We start from the raw sequence: 17909 nt of genomic DNA, 5'->3' as shown, positions 1-17909 counted from the left end.
TTTACTGGCGTAAATCGCGGATCATTTTGATCAGACTGGTAGTCGAGCTGTCGTGGCTGGAAATGTCTGCCCCGTCTTTAAGATCAGGCAGAATGGCCTTGGCCAGTTGTTTACCCAGTTCCACGCCCCACTGGTCAAATGAGTTGATATTCCAAATCACGCCCTGCACAAACACCTTGTGCTCGTAGAGTGCCACCAGCTGGCCCAGCATCTCCGGCGTCAGTTTGGGGAACAGCAGCACATTGCTGGGACGATTGCCCGGGAAGACTTTATGCGGCAACAGGGCTTCCAGCGCCTTGCCTTCAAAGCCTTCCTTGACCAGTTCGGCACGGACTTCTTCTGCAGTCTTGCCTTTCATCAGCGCTTCCGCCTGCGCCAAGCCATTAGCCAGCAGGATAGACTGGTGATCGCAGTCCGGATAATGGCTGTTGACCGGCAATACAAAGTCCACCGGAATCAGTTGCGTGCCCTGGTGAATCAACTGGAAGTAGGCATGCTGGCCGTTGGTGCCCGGTGTGCCCCAGATGACCGGTCCGGTCTTGTAGCTGATGCGGGCCCCTTCACGGTTGATAAACTTGCCGTTACTTTCCATATCCAGCTGCTGCATGTGGCTGGGGAAGCGCGCCAGCGAATGATCGTAAGGCACGATAGCATGGGTCTGGGCACTGAAGAAATTGATATACCAGATCCCCAGCAGGCCCATAATCACCGGAATATTCTCAGCCAGCGGCTGGGTGCGGAAGTGTTCGTCCATCTGGTGACCGCCATCGAGCAGGCGTTCAAAGTTGTCCATGCCTACGTAAAGCACAATCGGCAGACCTATCGCACTCCACAAGGAGTAGCGGCCACCGACCCAGTCCCAGATTTCGAACATGTTGTCTGTATCAATGCCGAATTTGGCCACTTCCTTGGCATTGGTCGACACCGCCACGAAGTGCTTGGCCACATCTTCCTGCTTGGCTGATCGCAGGAACCAAGTACGTGCAGACTGGGCATTGGTAATGGTTTCCTGGGTGGTGAAGGTTTTCGAGGCCACCACAAACAAAGTGGTTTCCGGATTGAGTTGATCCAGCGTGGTACTCAGATCAGTGCCATCAACATTGGAAACAAAATGCACATTGATGCCTTCAATGCCATAAGGCTCCAGCGCATCACAGATCATCGCCGGCCCCAGATCAGAGCCACCGATACCGATATTGACGATATCGGTCATTTTCTTGCCGCTGTAACCCAGCCAGCTACCGTTATGTACCTGCTCGGAAAAACGACGCATCTTGTCCAGCACCGCATTCACTTCCGGCATCACATCTTTGCCATCCACCATCACCGGGTTACTGGAGCGATTACGCAAAGCGGTATGCAGCACGGCGCGACGCTCGGTGTGATTGATGGTCTCGCCTTTGAACATCTTTTCGATCCAGTCCTGAAGCTCAACCGCTTCGGCCAACTGAACCAGTTTGTCGATGGTTTCCTGGGTTATGCGGTTTTTGGAGTAGTCCAGCAACAGCTCGCCGCTTTTCACCGAAAAGCGCTCGAAACGACCGGAATCCAAAGCGAATTGTTCTCGCATGGAGAGGTACTTCAGGTCCTCGTAATGGCGGACCAGAGATTGCCACTCAGGTATGTTCAAAGGTGTCATAGTTCTGCTATTTCTTGATTATTTATATTTATTGCGTCAGGTACGCTGCCAAACCGTCCCAGCTGACGGTTTCCTGCTCGCCGGTGGCCATGGTTTTCACACCGACAGTTTTGTTATTAGTTTCTTCTTCGCCCAGGATCAGAGTCCAGCGTGCGCCGCTGCGATCGGCGCGTTTAAATTGGCTCTTAAAACTACCACCACCACAATGGCTAATCAACTTAAAGCCGGGTAACTGGTCGCGTAACTGCTCCGCCAGAATCGGCGACTGCGTGGCGGCTGTATCACCCACAGCAACCAAATAGGCATCTGTTTGGGGAATTTCAGGCAGCGCGTCCGTGGCCTCCAGCAAGGCGATCAATCGTTCAATGCCGATAGCAAAGCCAATCGCTGTTGCGCCCTTGCCGCCCAGTTGCGCCACCAGACCATCATAACGGCCACCGGCACAGACAGTCCCCTGCGAGCCGAGCTGGTCTGTGACCCATTCGAATACGGTTTTGCCGTAATAGTCGAGTCCACGTACCAGACGCGGATTGATCTCATAATCAATCCCGACTTTATCGAGGGTCTGACATAAAGCCTGGAAATGCGCTTTGGATTCCTCGTCGAGGTGATCAATCAGTTTAGGTGCAGCTTCATTGAGCGTCTGCATATCCGGATTTTTACTGTCCAGGATGCGCAGCGGATTGCTGTGCAAACGACGCTGACTGTCCTCGTCGAGTTGCGCCTGATGGGCTTCAAAATATTTGACCAGTTCCTGCCGGTAGGCCAGCCGGGCTTCGGTTGAACCCAGAGAATTGATCTGCAGACTGATACCGGTCAGACCCAGTTCTTTCCAGAGCCTGGCGGTCATCAGGATCATTTCGGCATCGATATCCGGGCCATCAAAACCAAAGGCTTCCACACCAACCTGGTGAAATTGGCGGTAACGGCCTTTCTGCGGCCGTTCATGGCGAAACATCGGCCCCATGTACCAGAGCCGTTGTGTCTGATTGAGCAGGCCGTTCTGCATGGCAGCGCGGACGCAGCCTGCTGTGCCTTCCGGTCGCAGGGTCAGGCTGTCGCCATTGCGATCGTCAAAGGTATACATTTCTTTTTCGACGATGTCGGTGACTTCGCCGATAGAGCGTTTGAACAGTTCGGTTTTTTCTACGATAGGAAAGCGGATTTCCTGGTAACCATAACCGCTGAGCACGGCTTTCAGGCTATTTTCAACCGCTTGCCAATAAGGCGTCACATCGGGGAGGAGATCGTTCATGCCCCGAATAGAACGGATTATGTCTGCCACGTTTAACTGATGTCCTTTATCGGAATAATTTTGTCTTGTTCTGAATCTGATTGCGCCTGACGCAGGGCAATACGCTGACGGATCTGTTGTTCCAGTTGATCGACCAGCGTTTCATTGTCGACTTTCATATTGGGTTTGCCATCGACATAAAGCAGGTTGGGCGAACCGCCAGTCAGGCCGATAGCGGCTTCCTTGGCTTCACCGGGACCATTGACGACACAACCAATCACCGCCACATCCATCGGCTCAGTAATGTCTTCCAGCCGGGCTTCCAGCGCATTGACGGTCGAAATCACATCAAACTGCTGGCGTGAGCAGGACGGACAGGCAATCAGATTGACGCCTTTGTTGCGTATGCGCAGGCTTTTGAGAATATCGAAGCCGACTTTGATTTCTTCTACCGGATCGGCCGCCAGCGAGACACGAATGGTATCGCCGATACCTTCGGCCAGCAGCATACCCAGACCGATCGAAGATTTGACCGCCCCGCTACGCAGGCCACCGGCTTCGGTAATGCCCAGGTGCAAGGGCTGCTCAATCTGATCGGCCAGCTTGCGATAGGCATGCACGGTCATAAACACATCCGAGGCTTTGAGGCTGACCTTGAAATCAGGAAAGTTAAGGCGATCCAGAATATCGATATGGCGCAGCGCCGACTCCACCAGTGCGTCCGGTGTGGGTTCACCGTATTTTTTCTGCAGCTCTTTTTCCAGCGAACCGGCATTGACACCTATCCGAATCGGAATACCGTAATCACGCGCTTTATCCACCACGGCCCGAACCCGATCTTCGCGACCGATATTTCCCGGGTTGATGCGCAGGCAATCAACGCCCAGTTCTGCTACCCGCAGTGCAATCTTGTAATCAAAATGAATATCGGCCACCAGCGGAATGTTGACCTGTTTGCGGATCTGGCCAAACGCCTCCGCCGCATCCATGGTCGGCACCGAGACGCGGACAATATCAGCACCGACATTCTGCAGCGACTGGATTTGCTTGACCGTCGCTTCAACATCAGTGGTTGAGGTATTAGTCATACTCTGTACCGCGACCGGTGCATCACCACCGACCGGGACATTACCTACCATGATCTGGCGTGATTTTCTGCGTTGGATATAGCTTGTCGTTTCCATCAGGATTCCACCCCCAAAGTCAGTCTTGCTACATCACCCCGGGTATAAGGCTTCAGATCGACCTGCTGGTTGTTGAAATAAACTGTCGCGGCTGTGGCTCGCCCCAGCAGTACACTCAGTGACTTGTCAGAGCTGAGCTCCAGCGAATCATTCGCCTGCATTTTCTTGCTGACCAGTACTTTGGCATCAGCATTGGTCACCTCTACCCAGCACGCTTCGCTGAAGCTGAGGCGCAGGGTTGATGCTTCAGTCGCCGCTTGCTGCTGCGTTTCTGCCTGCAAAGGTGTCATACCCGCCTGTTGCCCGGCCGCGGTCTCTGAAGCGGAATTAATCTGCTCAGCGGCGTTGATTTCTTTCAGGTTGTCATCACTAAGCCCCAGCGCATCAGCTGTGGCGCTCAGCGACTCCTGGGGCAGCGGCGCTGAGTCATTCTGTTGCGCTGGCTGCGGGCTTAGCGTGCTGTCGTTTTGTAAAGGCTCAACCACGCTGTCATTGAAAGCTTCATCTTCGACCTCTGCCGGCTGCGACTCGGGTGCTGTCGATGACTGTTCCAGTGATTGTGTCTGCTGCCACTGCTGGTAAGCCAGCCAGATAACCACCAGGATAATGGCAACCAAGGCCAGCATAAACCATGGGAAAGCGCGCTCATTGACGCTGTGGCCGCGGTGTTTGAGATCGATGGCAGGTTCTTTGGCCGAGTATTCCAGATTGAATACGGCCAGCATTTCCTCGTAAGGCAGCCCCAGAAACTTCACATAGTTGGCAAAGTAGCCACGGGCATAGGTACGACCGTTGAGCTTGTCCCAATCCTGGTCTTCCATATGGGCAATAATATCTTTGGTCAGCCTTAGCTGGGCCGCCACTTCGGATAAAGTGTAATTCTTGGCTTCCCGGGCCTCACGCAGTCTGTCACCGATTGACGGTGAGCCACTGCTCATCACCGGTTCGTCGTGTGTCTCGCTCATGAGTCAAGCAACCCCTGGTTGACGACCTGCAACTCATCTGAGTCCGGGAAACGTGAGCGCAGGATCAAGGTATAACTCGCTACCGCGTCCTGATCGTCCAGTTGATTCTCGGTTTTGATGGCCAGCAACAACGCCTGAGGCGTCCACCTGGAAGCTGACTGGTAACGTTGAATGTAGCCACGCGCCTGCAGGTAGTTGTCGGCATCGTAGCTGATGTTTGCCATTTGCAGCAGCGATTTGCTCAGCGTCGGCTGCATCTGCAATGCCTTGCGGAAATAGGCCTCTGCCTTATCACTGTCAGGAATCCTCATTGCACACAACCCGGCATTTTCGTAAGCCTGAGCAGGTGTTTCATAGAGCGGATTTTCTACAGCTTTCAGAAACCGTTGTTCGGCTTGTTCATAGCGGCCCTGGTCGCAAAGAAAAGCACCGAAGTTATTCTGTGCCTGGGAATAGGCAGGATCTCGATCTACCGCTTCCTGAAAGTGTGATTCGGCCTTGTCATTTTCTCCCAGACGCTGATAAAGCAACGCTATCGTGTTGTGAGCACTGGGCAGGTTGGGATTTTGTTTGAGCGCTTTTTCCAGTTTTTCCAGCGCCACGGCGTAGTCACCGCGCTGCAGATAATTGATACCGAGGCGCATATTAATTTCAGCGGCTTCCGGATCGGGCGCCACATATTGCGTGCGAGTGCTACCGGTAGAATTACATGCCGTCAGTGACGACAAAACCAACAGTATCAACCACTTCTGCAAGCCTTTACTCATTGGTGAAAAACGACCTCCCGCTGCTTGGCAAGACGCTCAGCCCGGCGCGATTTATCCTGCACCTCGCCGGCCAGCTGACCACAAGCTGCCACGATATCATCACCACGGGTTTTTCGCACGGTAACGACTTGTCCCTTGTCAATCAGGTATTGCTTGAAGCGCTCAATCTGCTTGCGTGATGAGCACTTGTAATCAGTCCCTGGGAAGGGATTGAACGGAATCAGATTGATCTTGGTCGGCAGGTCTTTTAGCAGACGGTCCAAGTCACGCGCATCTTCCAGCGCATCGTTGATGCCGTCGAGCATCACATATTCGACGGTGATATGGCGACGTTTCTGATCGCCGGCCACATAGCGTTTACATGCCGCCAGTAAGTCGGCAATCGGGTATTTCTGGTTGAGCGGAATAATCTCGTCGCGCAGCTTGTCATTGGCCGCGTGCAGCGAAATCGCCAGACTGACATGGCAGTCTTCACGCAATTTGTCGATCATCGGCACCATGCCTGAGGTGCTCAATGTCAGGCGACGCCAAGATATGCCGTAACCAAAGTCATCGCGCATCAGATTCATGGCGGTGACCACATTATTGTAGTTGGCCAGCGGCTCGCCCATGCCCATCATCACCACATTGGTGACAACGCGGTTACCTTTGGGGTCTTTGCCCAGTGCTTCATTGGCTATCCATAACTGGGCGACGATTTCGGCCGCGTCCAGATTACGGTTAAAGCCCTGTTGGCCAGTAGAACAGAAGGTGCAAGTCAGCGCACATCCCACCTGCGATGAGACGCACAGCGTGCCCCTGCCCCCTTCCGGAATAAATACCGCTTCGATGGCATTACCACCGTCCATCTTGATGATCCATTTGCGGGTGCCGTCGCGGGAGACATGCTCCTGCAGCACCTCGGGAACACGGACTTCCGATACCTGCTGCAGTTTTTCACGCAGGACTTTGCTGAGATTAGTCATCTCGGCAAAGTCGGTCACCCGGTATTTGTGGATCCACTGGAGAAGCTGGCGCGCACGGAAAGGTTTTTCGCCGAGTTCGACGAAAAACGCTTCCAGACCTTGCAGGTCTAATCCCAGTAGATTCGTGCGTTCAGTCATTTCAGCCTCTTAGCGAGTGCGTGCGCACAGTTCGCCGTCAGCAAAGAAGTAGCTGATTTCACGGGCAGCACTGTCAACAGAGTCAGAACCGTGAACAGCGTTTTCATCGATGCTTTGAGCAAAGTCAGCGCGGATAGTGCCGGCTTCAGCTTCGGCCGGGTTGGTGGCACCCATCAGGTCACGATGAGTCAGGACGGCATTCTCACCTTCCAGCACCTGCACAATCACCGGGCCGGAAGTCATGAAGCTGACCAGGGCACCGAAGAAAGGACGCTCCTTATGTTCGGCATAAAAACCTTCTGCCTGTTCCTGAGTCAGGTGCATCATTTTGGCAGCGACGATTTGCAGGCCGGCTTTTTCAAAGCGGGTATAAATCTCACCGATCGCGTTTTTTGCAACTGCGTCAGGTTTGATGATAGAAAGTGTACGTTCGATCGCCATTTCGTTCCTCTGTTGGTTTAGTTTAGTTCAATAAAAATCCCGTTATTCTACCATTTCTGCCGCGGTCATTAACAATGTTATTCGAAGCCGGTCAGGCAAAGTGGGTTTTGCTTTGGATTTTATGACAAAAGCTTTACTATCAGATGACCATTCACTCAGCTACGGAAGCTTGCTTTGACCACAGATTCGACTTTCAAACGTATCGGCTTATTTGTCCGTAAGGATGATACCGTGATGGAAAATGCCGTTGTTCGCGTCAATCAGTTCCTGCGTGAACAACAGCTCGAAGTCGTCTGTAATGAACCTTTGTCGTTTTTGCCCGAGTTGGATGTCCTCACAGTCGAGGCTTTTCCGGAACAGTGTGACCTGACCATCGCCATAGGCGGTGACGGTACCCTGTTGTCTGCGGCCCGTGCTGTTTCCGGTAGTGATATGCCCGTTGTGGGTATCAATGTCGGCCGTCTGGGCTTTCTCGCCGATGTCACCTTGAGTAACCTGGAACAGCAACTGGGGCAAATCCTCTGTGGGCGCTATCGTGATGACCGGCGTTTTCTGTTACAGGCCGATATCAACAACAACGCCGCGGCGCCGGGCATTGCCATGAATGATGTGGTGATTCATGCCCACCAGAATCTGCACATGATAGAGTTTGAAACCTATATCAATGGCAAGTTTCTCAATAGCCAGCGCGCCGATGGTCTGGTGGTCGCCACCCCTACCGGCTCTACCGCTTATGCCATGTCAGCCGGCGGCCCGATTGTTGATGTCGATTTGGACGCGGTGGTGCTGGCTTCGGTCTGTCCGCACACGCTGAGTAACCGGCCCCTGGTGGTGGCTGCCAGCAATACCATTGAAATCACCCTCAGTGAAAATAACATTACCACCGGCATGGTGACCTGCGACGGTCGGCCGGGACAAATTGTGGAACCCGGTGACACCGTGCGTATTGAGCGCCATTCCAGTCAAATCCGGCTATTGCATCTGGAAGATCACGACCATTATTCTATCCTCCGGGCTAAACTGGAATGGGGTAGAAAACTGACATGCTAAGCAGCCTTAGCGTACGCAATCTCGCCGTGGTAGAAGACCTGGCGCTCAGCTTTGATAGCGGCATGACATCATTAACCGGTGAAACCGGGGCCGGCAAATCGATGCTGGTTGATGCGCTGAGTCTGGTGCTGGGTGACCGCGCTGATTCAAAAATGATCCGCCAGGGTACCGATCGCGCCGAAATTGAAGCCGAGTTCAGCATCGACAACAACCCCTTGCTCCAGCAATGGCTTGTTGATCAGGAACTGGATGATGACGATCTCTGCCACCTTCGCCGCACTATCAGTCGTGACGGCCGCTCCAAAGGCTATATCAACGGTCGCGTCGTGCCGTTAACCCTGCTAAGGGAAGTCAGTGAGCGCAGCATTGATATCCACGGACAGCATGCTCATCAGTCCCTGGTCCGCCCCCAGACCCAGCGGGAACTTGTCGATATTGTCGCCGCTAATAAAGCGCTGCTGAATGAATTGAAACAGGCCTACCACGACTGGCAGCATTTGCAGCAACAGTTGGCTGATCTGCAGCAGCAGTCAGACGATCAGGCGGCACGCCAGGAACTGTTGCAGTATCAGGTCGATGAACTGGAAGCGCTGGAGCTCAGCGAAGACAGCATCCAGCAGTTGCTGCAGGATCAGGCACAGCTTGCCAATGCCTCACAACTGATTTCGGCGGCCGAAGCCGGTCTGCACCAGATATTCGATGCCGAGCAGGCTGCCGCTTATGATCAGATCAGCCATAGCTTGGGTGAACTGGAGAAGTTGCAGGATTACGAACCGCGTTTCGCCAGTGCGGTGGAAACGCTTAATGCCGCTATCATTAACCTCGATGAAACGGCCACTGATCTGCGTCATTACCTGGATCATGCCGAACTGGATCCAGGCAGGTTGGAGGCGATTGAAACCCAGCTATCCCAATTACACGACCTGGCACGCAAACATCAGGTTGAGATTGAACAATTACCTGAACTTTATCAGTCCCTGAGTGATGAACTGGCAGCGCTTTCCAATAGTGAGGTGACACTGGCACAGTTGGAAAAGGATGTGGGTGCCAGGGAAAAACACTGTCGCGATTTGTGTGGGCAATTGTACCAACGGCGTCAGCAAGCTGCCGGACCGCTGGGCGAACAAATCACCGCATCAATCCAACAATTGGCCATTCCGGCAGGCAAAATCGAGATCGAGGTGGCCCCGCTGCCTGACAACAGAATCAGCGAATATGGCAGTGATCAGGTCAGGTTGCTGGTGACCACCAATCCGGGCCAACCTGCCGGTGATTTGGCTAAAGTGGCTTCCGGTGGTGAACTGGCGCGCATCAGTCTGGCTATCCAGGTGGTCACCGCCGGTCAGCGTAGTGTCCCGACTTTGATCTTTGATGAAGTCGATGTCGGCATCGGTGGCAGTGTTGCCGAAGTCGTCGGTCAACATCTTCGCAAACTGGCGGGCAGTCAGCAGGTGATTTGTATCACTCACCTGCCACAGGTCGCAGCCCAGGCGCATCATCAGTTACAGGTGAATAAAAAGCACCTGGCAGACAGTACGCACATCACCGTCGATAAGCTGGATAAAACGCAGCGGGTCGAAGAGATCGCCCGCATGCTGGGCGGGGTAAACCTGACCCAGAAAACCCGGTCACATGCCGAGGAAATGCTGGATCAGGCACAACACTGATTAACGATCTTTTTTGCAGTCTTCGCTGTTGCAGATGCCATAAATGTAGAGGCTGTGATCGGTCATTTCAAAGCCTTTTTCCTTGGCGATGGCTTTCTGACGCTCTTCAATGACTTCATCATAAAACTCGATAATGCGATTACATTTCACGCAGAACAAGTGATCATGATGCTCACCACTTTCCAGTTCAAATACGGCGTGACCACCCTCAATATTCAGTCGTGATACCAGGCCCGCGCTTTCAAACTGCGTCAGTACCCGGTAGACCGTTGCCAGACCGATTTCTTCTCCCATGTCCAGTAAAGCCTTGTAGACATCTTCTGCGCTCATATGGCGCTGCTCCGATGTTTCCAGGATTTCCAGTACCTTCAAACGGGGTAAAGTGACCTTGAGTCCGGCTTTTCTTAGATCTTGTCTTTCCATTATTATTGTTGCCTCGTAGAAACGCTGCGAATAGAGTATCATCGCAATCTGGTAAATAACTACAGCAATCAATATTAAATGAAAAGTTTCGTCGTTTACAGCCTTTCCTTGGCAGCGCTTTTATCTCTTTCTGCCTGCAGTACCGACAAAATTCCCGGTGTGTACCGTATTGATGTGCAACAGGGCAATAACGTCAGTCAGGACATGATCAACCAACTTGAACCCGGCATGAGTAAAAATCAGGTCGCTTTCGTGATGGGAACACCACTACTGATCGATACTTTTCATCCTAACCGCTGGGACTATCTATACAGCTATCAGCCCGGCGGTAAAGACCGTGAACAACGCCGGTTGACGCTTTATTTCAATGAAGATGAAACCCTCAGCCATATTGAAGGTGACACCCGCATCGTCGCCCGTGAAGATTTACCTCAAACGGAAAAGCAGGATAAAAACGTGGTGGTGCCGCTGAGTGAACAGAAAACCGGCTTTTTCAATGGTCTGATGAGCTTTATCGGCCTGGCTGATGATGAGACCGTAGAAATCATCGAAGAGAAAAACGCTGAAGCTGAAGCCGACGATGAGGCGAAGGCGGAAGCCAATAAGGCGATGATGGAAGAAGCCGAGGCAGGCATGGAACAACCCGCCGAAACGGATGTCGACAGCGAACAATAAAAAAAACGGGCGATAAACGCCCGTTTTTTTGCTCATGTTGATGGCGCGAATCAGCGCGCCTCAAACGCGTCTTTATCGGGGTTGTAACAGAGCAGCTCACCAGCCCGCAGATCAAAATACCAACCGTGTATTTTGAGTGAACCGTTCTCGACCCGCTCACGCACGAAATCAAATTCCATCAGGTTTTGCAGTGATACCACCACCGAGCGCTGCTCACAGGCTTTTAACTGAACGGCATTGCTGTCATCGGTATGATGGGTTTTGACCCATTCTTTAGCCTCCTGAGCAATCGAGACCCAGCGATGAATAAATTGTGAATCATCCAGATCGTTGCTTTCCCACAGGCCCTTGATGCCGCCGCAGTTGGCATGGCCCATCACGATAATGCTTTCCACGCCCAGCCCTTTCACGGCAAATTCAATCGCAGAACTAGTCCCGTGATGGTGCTGATCATCTTCGCAGGGCGGCACCAGATTGGCGACATTACGTACAGTAAAGATATCACCGGGATCACAGTCGGTCAGTATCGCCGGATCCACCCGTGAGTCACAGCAGGCTACCATCAGGATTTTTGCTGGCTGTCCCTCTTTCATGCCGGCGTAGAGTGAGTTGTCGGCACCAAAGTAAGTCTTTTTGAAGCGTTGAAAACCTTCAATTAGTTTGTCTGTATTCGCCATAGTTATTAATTTCTAAGAAAGGTTAAAAAAGGATTGGTCTCTCGTTCCCGGTCCAGTGTCGTCACAGGGCCATGACCACTGTGCACACGCAGATGTCCAGGCAATTGCATCAGCTTGTGCAGACTCTGCTGCATCAACGCCGGGTCACCCAGGGGTAAGTCGCTGCGCCCGACACTGCCGGCAAACAACGTATCGCCGACAAAAATATCTTTGTCATCGTAGTAACAGCCCTGCCCAGGGGTATGGCCGGGGGTGGATATAAAATGCAAAGTGGTTTCACCCAGCTGGATGATATCACCATCATCGACATAGTGGTCGATACGGCCGCAGGGCCGGTTCATATGTGGCGCCCCAAACCAGTCGCCCTGCTGGGGCAGCGTTGCAAAAAGCGGCTGTTCCAGCCGTGGCAGATAGGTCGGCACATCAAACTGTTGTTGCAAACCTGTCAGGGCACCGGCGTGATCCAGATGGCCATGGGTCAGCAATATCATGCGGATATCCGGCTGCGGCTGTAGTGATGCCAGATAAGCTGCCAGTTCAGCAGTTTCTCCGGTATCAATAATCGCCGCCTGACCGCTGGCAGTATCACGTATCAGGTAAGTGTTGACCTGAAATTCGCCTACAGTGATACATTCGATTTCCATGATAATGCTTTGATTTTAATATTCTCGTTTTATTTATTCGATATGCCTGCCCATAAAAAAGCCACCAACAGGCTATCCCGTTGGTGGCCTAAAAATGCTCAGCCTTTATTTCTCAAACTGTTTCCATTTTTTGCGGGCTTCCCGAGCAATAATGGCATTTTTGCGGAACCAGTCCTGCTTGACCCGTTGGGTACGAGCCAGATCCAGATTCGCCCGCCACCATTTTTGTTTGAGACCAATATGCGGGTCGGGGTGCATATTGGCTTCATACCATTTCCTGCGGCTGGCACGTGCCTGTTCCAGGTTAGCCTGCCACCATTTTTTCTTGGTGTCAGTCGCGACTTCATCACTGATTTCATACCAGTGTTTTTCGGTCGGCGTGTTATCAAGGTTGGCTTCATACCATTTGCGGCGTTTTTCGCGGGCCTGTTGTAGGTTGGCCTCACGGAATGCCAGTTTCCAGTCAGTATCACCGGCTTCATTGAACTCATACCAGTGACGCTGGGTCGGGGTATTATCCAGGTTGGCCTCGTACCATTTACGCTCGGCACGTACTGCTTCAACAGCCTGTTTCAGGTTAGCTTCGTACCATTTGTTCTTGGTCTCATGGTGAACCTGCTGATTCGCCTCGTACCAACGGGTTTCGACAACTTTGGCCGGACGCTGGTTGGCTTCGTACCATTTCTGATTCTCGGTGGCACGACGCGCACTTTCAGAGAAGTATTTCTGCTTGGCACGCTGGGTGCGCACCAGGCTCAGATTGGCCTGATACCAGCGTTTTTTCAGTTCAGCATGCGGATCCGGATGTAAGTTGGCTTCATACCATTTGTGATGGGCAACACGCGCCTGTTCAAGGTTGGCTTCCCACCATTTTTTCTTGGTGTCAGGTGTGATTTCCTGACTGATTTCATACCAGTGTTTTTCGGTTGGCGTGGTGTCGAGGTTCGCCTCGTACCATTTTGTACGGGTTTCACGCGCCTGATCCAGATTGAAGCGCATCCAGGCTTTTTTGACATCGCTGTACAGTTCTTCACTGTAGTGTTGCCAGCGCTGTTCTATTTCTGAGGGCTTGCGATTGGCTTCGTACCATTTGCGGGTAGCACGTACAGACTGAACAGCTTGCTGCAGATTGGCAGCATACCATTTGTTTTTAGTTTCCTGATGTTGAACCAGATTGGCTTTATACCAAGGAATATCGACCGCTTTGGCTGGTCGTTTATTGGCTTTGTACCAGGGTTTCGCGATCACCGCTGCAGGTTTCAGGTTGGCTTCATACCATTTACTGCGGCTTTCTCGTGCAATTTTTAAGTTGGCTTCGTACCACTTTGTTTTAATGTCTAGTGTGCTACTCATGTCGCATACCTCTTGGGGTAGTTATCAATTTTGATATTACATGAGTTATCACTCATCAGACAACAAAATCAGTTTCAGCTTTGATTCGAATCAAAGCTTACTCATAGCAGTGCTTGTGGGCTTTGAGGCGCTGTAAAGCAGCGATATGCTGCGCCACATTCAGTTGTCGGCGGTCTTCTTTTTCGTCAACCAGCGCCGAGTACCCCAGGTAACCCAGCCCCAGCCAGCCTTCTACCACGGGAATGCTGTCAAACACTATCATCGAGGTCGCCAGTTTATTCATGCCGTCCTCGAAATAATAAGGCTTGTAGCTGTATTGATAGGGATGTAAACGATTTATCTCGGCATCCAGCTGATAACAGTTCAGCGCTGCTGTCTCGGCATCAGCCTCCACCACCGGCGGCTCAAAATAAATTGGCTCGGTTGGCACCGGCGGCAAGGTCATGGCATCGGCGACAAGGGGAATGTGTATCGCCAATAGAATAATCAAAGTTCGCATGATGGTCACTCCTGATTGCATATTAACCAGCTTATCGGCCATCGCGTCGCTGACATGAGCCTCTCAATCCGATGCGCTGTCTTTTTCATGACGGTGAATATCGGCCCACTTTTTCAGTCGTGCCAGAACGGCAGCATTGAAGCTATGCGCCACAAACCCACCCTGATCATCTTTTGCCCCGGCCTCCAGCCCTGACAGCAAGGCCAGCGCATCATTGACGTGGTGGATGGCATAAATATGAAACTCATCACTAGCAACGGCATCAATGACTTCCTGCCTGAGCATCAGGTGCTGAACATTACTGGCCGGAATAATGACGCCCTGCTTGCCTGTCAGTCCACGCTGCTTGCAAATGGCAAAAAAGCCTTCAATTTTCTCATTCACCTCGCCAATAGCCTGCACCTGTCCGTGCTGATTCATAGAGCCGGTAATCGCCAGCGATTGCTTCAGAGACACACCCGTGACTGCTGACAACAGCGCACACAGTTCAGCGACGCTGGCACTGTCGCCATCGACTTCGCCATAGTTCTGTTCAAACACCACGCTGGCCGCCATCGACAACGGCGCATCCGCAGCATAGGTCTGTCCGAGGTAGCCACTGAGGATCATCACCCCTTTGCTGTGTATCTCACCGCCCAGTTCCACTTCACGCTCAATGTCGACGATATTGTCATCACCGAAGCGGGCCGAGGCCGTCACCCGTGAGGGCTGGGCAAAACTGAAACCACCGATGGTCATGACCGACAGCGCATTGACCTGACCTACCTGGCTCCCGGTCACCTGAATATCAACGATCTGGCGCTCGATCTGGTTGTAAGTCAGACTCCGCAACCGATCCAGGCGCTGTTCACGCAGACTGATGGCCTGCTGCACATGATCGCGGCCCACCAGCTTGGCTTGCGCCTGCCTGGCCAGATAAGACGCCTCACGCAGTAAATCCGTCATATCCCCCAGGTGCAGAGAAAACTTGCTGTTTTCCTCGATTGAACGGGCGCTGTGTTCTATCACCCGGGCCACGGCAGGACACTCCATATGCAGGAGTTTTTCATGGTTGATGGTGCTGGCCATCATTCGTGCAAACAGTAAATCATTGTCGGCACTGCGTGGCATATGTTCTTCAAAATCAGCCACTATCTTGAACAGGCCGGCAAATTCCGGGTCCAGGTCATAAAGCATGTAATAGAGCTTGCGGTCGCCCAGCAGCACCACCTTTAAGTCCAGCGGTATAGGCTCTGGCTCCAGAGATACTGTGGCGACCAGGCTGTACATCCGCTCCAGCGTATCAAAACGGACCTCGCCCGATTTCAGTGCCCGCTTCAGCCCTTCCCAGCCATAAGGCTGCATTAAAAGCTGTTCGGCATCGACAATCAGATAACCGCCGTTGGCCCGGTGCACGGCACCCGCCTTGATCAGGCTGAAATCGGTCACCAGCGCCCCCATCATCGCCATATTCTCGACACAGCCCAGTAAAGTCTGGTGATGTGGCAGGTTTTCGTAAATGACCGGTGCGCCCTGGGTCTGGCTGTTATCCACCACCAGGTTAATCTGATAACGCTTGATCAGGCTATCTTCGCTGCCTGCCTCGTCACTGCTGCTGGCATCCTGTTTGACAAAGGCATCGACATTGTCACGAATGTCTTTGAGCATGGCCTCAAAGTAGAGCTGCAGCCTGGCTGAACTGGGGTAGGCATGTTTGAGCGTATTGATTTGCTTGTTGATGACTTCCAGTGCTACTTCATCATCCAGCGCCTGCACTTTAGCCAGGTTATCACGCTCCCACTCCCGCAGCTCCAGCAGGGTGTGCTGAAGCTCTTCATGCAAGTCGGCGATCGCATCTTCAGTCTTCTCCTGATCATGCGCCGAGAGCTGTTCGAATTCCTCGGAGGTCAGCGCCTGGCCTTCACGCTGGGCAGCAAAGGCATAACTGCCATCCTGCATCCGCAATAACACCACCCCCTTGCGGTCGGCCTCAGTCTGCAGGGTGCCGAATAATCTGACCCGGTGCTTGCGCGCCGACTCATCCAGCGAACGCATGCGGCCACGGTAATACTCGTCATCAAATGCCTGCGGTAACTCGGACTCGAGGTTAGCAATAATCGCCTCGATATCATGCCTGAGCTGATTGCCCTGCCCCGCCGGAAGCGAGACGGCCCAGGGCTTTTGCGGATCGGCGAAATTATTCAGATAGGCCCAGTCCTTGGCACGGGGTTGATGGGGTGCCTGCTGGTCCAGGAAACGTTTGATCAGCGTGTATTTACCCACCCCAGCGGGTCCCATCACAAACAGGTTATACCCGGACGCATCAATGTTGACGCCAAAATCAATAGCCTCGAGGGCACGATCCTGTCCGATGATGGTGGGCAGCGTATCCAGCTCTGCGGTGCTGTTGAACCGCCATCCCGACGGGTCACAATGCTGGTATAGATCATCGGTCTGCAACTCACTGCGTCTTTGCATGGTAATCCCTGTTGTGATCGTTTACCTTAAGCTTAGGTCAGCCGCTAGAGATAGGCAACAAGGCAATTCAGGGAGTGCTGAATGACGCAGGATTACGAAGAAAAACGCGCATTTTTGCGGATGCAGGTTGAAACAGAAGTGAGTTTCAGCATTAAAGGAGAACGCGGCAGTTATAGCGGCGTCAGTCAGGATCTGAGCGCCAGTGGTCTGCTGATGGTCTCAGACAGAGCACTGGATATCGGCACTGAATTGGATATTGAATTGAGCACCAGTAACAAGCAGTTACCGCCGTTTGTTGCCGAAGGCAAAGTGCTCAGGGTCGAAGCGAATAACCCGGCACCGGGACAGTACCTGATTTCGGTGGCACTGACTAAGACCTACTAAGCTTCAGATCCAGTAACTACTGCGGGTCATCAGTTTCGATACCATGCCCATCAGCCGCGTCACCGGCATCGGCAACCGGGCACCGCCCGCTTCCATCGCTGTGCTGCCATGATGTGCCTCATCCAGCTTCATCTGTGACAATACTGCCCGGCTTTTCAGATCCTTGTCGCTGATGATTTTCAAGTGACCTTCGATATGCTGCACTACCTGCTTTTCGGTCTCTCCAACAAAGCCCAGACTCCATTTATCGCCGACTTTGCCTGCCGCTGCACCTAAAGCAAAAGAACCGGCATACCAGAGTGGATTGAGCAAACTGGTGTGAGATGACAGAGCCTGCAGCCGCTGCTGACACCAGACCAGGTGATCATTCTCTTCCAGCGCTGCTGTTTCCATGGCTTCACGCACTTCAGGCAGTCTGGCAGTCAGTGCCTGTCCCTGATAGAGCGCTTGAGCAGACACCTCACCGGCATGATTGACCCGCATCAAGCCCGCTGACTGTTTACGCTCTGCTTCACTCAGATCGCCCTCATCAAGCTGGGTACCGGGTACAGGTCTGTCAGTAGTAGCCGGTTGACCTGCCACGGTAGTGATCGCTTTGTCGAATTCAATGATTAGCTTGTCAAACAGGCTGTAATGTCTTTCAGTCACGATATTGTCCGGATTTTGAACTTGAACTAATTTTACCTTACCCGTAACTAGATTTGATCTCTAAGGGCCCCGCCACAGGCAACAACAAGCAAATGCTGA

18 protein-coding genes are annotated in these 17909 nt (G+C 52.6%); 4 read left to right on the top strand and 14 right to left on the bottom strand.

Features of this window, described 5'->3' with window-relative positions:
* Position 1: 1 nt before the first annotated feature.
* The 7 genes from pgi to ndk are packed head-to-tail and all read right to left on the bottom strand — an operon-like array spanning position 2 to position 7333.
* Positions 2–1639 (bottom strand): glucose-6-phosphate isomerase, encoded by a 1638-nt coding sequence (gene pgi, locus Q0X64_RS12865; RefSeq protein WP_297813851.1) that lies wholly within the window; start codon positions 1637–1639, stop codon positions 2–4.
* Between the two features lie 28 nt (positions 1640–1667).
* The gene (gene hisS / locus Q0X64_RS12860; protein WP_297813848.1) at positions 1668–2924 is read right to left on the bottom strand and encodes a histidine--tRNA ligase; all 1257 of its coding nucleotides are present in this window, start codon (positions 2922–2924) and stop codon (positions 1668–1670) included.
* A 2-nt stretch (positions 2925–2926) separates the two neighbouring features.
* Positions 2927–4057, bottom strand: a complete 1131-nt coding sequence (gene ispG, locus Q0X64_RS12855; protein WP_297813846.1) for a flavodoxin-dependent (E)-4-hydroxy-3-methylbut-2-enyl-diphosphate synthase — start codon at positions 4055–4057, stop codon at positions 2927–2929.
* A complete protein-coding gene (locus tag Q0X64_RS12850; RefSeq protein ID WP_297813843.1) occupies positions 4057–5022 on the bottom strand; it encodes a RodZ domain-containing protein in 966 nt (321 codons plus the stop codon). Before Q0X64_RS12850 ends, ispG begins: the two co-directional genes overlap by 1 nt.
* Complete coding sequence (gene pilW, locus Q0X64_RS12845; protein WP_297813840.1) at positions 5019–5789, bottom strand: type IV pilus biogenesis/stability protein PilW; 771 nt, start codon at positions 5787–5789, stop codon at positions 5019–5021. Before pilW ends, Q0X64_RS12850 begins: the two co-directional genes overlap by 4 nt.
* Positions 5786–6892 (bottom strand): 23S rRNA (adenine(2503)-C(2))-methyltransferase RlmN, encoded by a 1107-nt coding sequence (gene rlmN / locus Q0X64_RS12840; RefSeq protein ID WP_297813837.1) that lies wholly within the window; start codon positions 6890–6892, stop codon positions 5786–5788. Before rlmN ends, pilW begins: the two co-directional genes overlap by 4 nt.
* A 9-nt stretch (positions 6893–6901) precedes the next feature.
* Complete coding sequence (ndk, locus tag Q0X64_RS12835; RefSeq protein ID WP_297813834.1) at positions 6902–7333, bottom strand: nucleoside-diphosphate kinase; 432 nt, start codon at positions 7331–7333, stop codon at positions 6902–6904.
* A gap of 174 nt (positions 7334–7507) precedes the next feature.
* Between ndk and Q0X64_RS12830 the strand changes: the two genes are divergently transcribed.
* Together Q0X64_RS12830 and recN are read left to right on the top strand one after the other, a co-directional pair.
* A complete protein-coding gene (locus tag Q0X64_RS12830) occupies positions 7508–8383 on the top strand; it encodes an NAD(+) kinase (RefSeq protein WP_297813832.1) in 876 nt (291 codons plus the stop codon).
* Entirely contained in the window at positions 8377–10050 is a 1674-nt protein-coding gene (gene recN, locus Q0X64_RS12825; protein ID WP_297813829.1) for a DNA repair protein RecN, read from the top strand. Before Q0X64_RS12830 ends, recN begins: the two co-directional genes overlap by 7 nt.
* Here the strand turns inward: recN and fur are convergent, their stop codons facing one another.
* Positions 10051–10473, bottom strand: coding sequence for a ferric iron uptake transcriptional regulator (gene fur / locus Q0X64_RS12820; protein ID WP_297813826.1), 423 nt, complete (start codon positions 10471–10473; stop codon positions 10051–10053).
* A 78-nt stretch (positions 10474–10551) separates the two neighbouring features.
* Between fur and Q0X64_RS12815 the strand changes: the two genes are divergently transcribed.
* The gene (locus Q0X64_RS12815; RefSeq protein ID WP_297813822.1) at positions 10552–11148 is read left to right on the top strand and encodes an outer membrane protein assembly factor BamE; all 597 of its coding nucleotides are present in this window, start codon (positions 10552–10554) and stop codon (positions 11146–11148) included.
* A gap of 50 nt (positions 11149–11198) precedes the next feature.
* On the opposite strand, the gene Q0X64_RS12810 is transcribed toward Q0X64_RS12815, so the two are convergent.
* The 5 genes from Q0X64_RS12810 to Q0X64_RS12790 form a co-directional block, all read right to left on the bottom strand.
* A complete protein-coding gene (locus Q0X64_RS12810) occupies positions 11199–11825 on the bottom strand; it encodes a carbonic anhydrase (protein WP_297813819.1) in 627 nt (208 codons plus the stop codon).
* A 5-nt stretch (positions 11826–11830) separates the two neighbouring features.
* Positions 11831–12469, bottom strand: coding sequence for an MBL fold metallo-hydrolase (locus Q0X64_RS12805; protein ID WP_297813816.1), 639 nt, complete (start codon positions 12467–12469; stop codon positions 11831–11833).
* A 105-nt stretch (positions 12470–12574) separates the two neighbouring features.
* A complete protein-coding gene (locus Q0X64_RS12800; protein WP_297813813.1) occupies positions 12575–13822 on the bottom strand; it encodes a hypothetical protein in 1248 nt (415 codons plus the stop codon).
* Between the two features lie 97 nt (positions 13823–13919).
* Positions 13920–14321, bottom strand: coding sequence for a hypothetical protein (locus Q0X64_RS12795; RefSeq protein ID WP_297813809.1), 402 nt, complete (start codon positions 14319–14321; stop codon positions 13920–13922).
* Positions 14322–14384: 63 nt separating this feature from the next.
* A complete protein-coding gene (locus Q0X64_RS12790; RefSeq protein ID WP_297813805.1) occupies positions 14385–16778 on the bottom strand; it encodes an ATP-binding protein in 2394 nt (797 codons plus the stop codon).
* An 81-nt stretch (positions 16779–16859) separates the two neighbouring features.
* Here Q0X64_RS12790 and Q0X64_RS12785 point away from each other — a divergent pair, with 81 nt between their 5' ends.
* Positions 16860–17162: a PilZ domain-containing protein gene (locus Q0X64_RS12785; protein WP_297813803.1), complete on the top strand. Its 303-nt coding sequence runs from the start codon at positions 16860–16862 to the stop codon at positions 17160–17162.
* Between the two features lie 3 nt (positions 17163–17165).
* Here Q0X64_RS12785 and coq7 read toward each other — a convergent pair whose 3' ends face one another.
* Positions 17166–17813, bottom strand: a complete 648-nt coding sequence (gene coq7, locus Q0X64_RS12780; protein ID WP_366517523.1) for a 2-polyprenyl-3-methyl-6-methoxy-1,4-benzoquinone monooxygenase — start codon at positions 17811–17813, stop codon at positions 17166–17168.
* Between the last annotated feature and the right edge of the window lie 96 nt (positions 17814–17909).

The organism is uncultured Methylophaga sp. (genome assembly GCF_947259025.1).
In the GTDB taxonomy this organism is placed as follows: domain Bacteria; phylum Pseudomonadota; class Gammaproteobacteria; order Nitrosococcales; family Methylophagaceae; genus Methylophaga.
Note: the sequence above shows the minus strand (reverse complement) of the source record. Positions and strands in the feature narration are given on the sequence as shown.

What these genes read in the sequence shown, in the direction of transcription:
- pgi (WP_297813851.1), bottom strand. Translation starts at nt 1,639, where the DNA reads ATGACACCTTTGAACATACCTGAGTGGCAATCTCTGGTCCGCCATTAC.
- ispG (WP_297813846.1), bottom strand. Translation starts at nt 4,057, where the DNA reads ATGGAAACGACAAGCTATATCCAACGCAGAAAATCACGCCAGATCATG.
- Q0X64_RS12850 (WP_297813843.1), bottom strand. Translation starts at nt 5,022, where the DNA reads ATGAGCGAGACACACGACGAACCGGTGATGAGCAGTGGCTCACCGTCA.
- pilW (WP_297813840.1), bottom strand. Translation starts at nt 5,789, where the DNA reads ATGAGTAAAGGCTTGCAGAAGTGGTTGATACTGTTGGTTTTGTCGTCA.
- rlmN (WP_297813837.1), bottom strand. Translation starts at nt 6,892, where the DNA reads ATGACTGAACGCACGAATCTACTGGGATTAGACCTGCAAGGTCTGGAA.
- ndk (WP_297813834.1), bottom strand. Translation starts at nt 7,333, where the DNA reads ATGGCGATCGAACGTACACTTTCTATCATCAAACCTGACGCAGTTGCA.
- recN (WP_297813829.1), top strand. Translation starts at nt 8,377, where the DNA reads ATGCTAAGCAGCCTTAGCGTACGCAATCTCGCCGTGGTAGAAGACCTG.
- fur (WP_297813826.1), bottom strand. Translation starts at nt 10,473, where the DNA reads ATGGAAAGACAAGATCTAAGAAAAGCCGGACTCAAGGTCACTTTACCC.
- Q0X64_RS12815 (WP_297813822.1), top strand. Translation starts at nt 10,552, where the DNA reads ATGAAAAGTTTCGTCGTTTACAGCCTTTCCTTGGCAGCGCTTTTATCT.
- Q0X64_RS12810 (WP_297813819.1), bottom strand. Translation starts at nt 11,825, where the DNA reads ATGGCGAATACAGACAAACTAATTGAAGGTTTTCAACGCTTCAAAAAG.
- Q0X64_RS12805 (WP_297813816.1), bottom strand. Translation starts at nt 12,469, where the DNA reads ATGGAAATCGAATGTATCACTGTAGGCGAATTTCAGGTCAACACTTAC.
- Q0X64_RS12800 (WP_297813813.1), bottom strand. Translation starts at nt 13,822, where the DNA reads ATGAGTAGCACACTAGACATTAAAACAAAGTGGTACGAAGCCAACTTA.
- Q0X64_RS12795 (WP_297813809.1), bottom strand. Translation starts at nt 14,321, where the DNA reads ATGCGAACTTTGATTATTCTATTGGCGATACACATTCCCCTTGTCGCC.
- Q0X64_RS12790 (WP_297813805.1), bottom strand. Translation starts at nt 16,778, where the DNA reads ATGCAAAGACGCAGTGAGTTGCAGACCGATGATCTATACCAGCATTGT.
- Q0X64_RS12785 (WP_297813803.1), top strand. Translation starts at nt 16,860, where the DNA reads ATGACGCAGGATTACGAAGAAAAACGCGCATTTTTGCGGATGCAGGTT.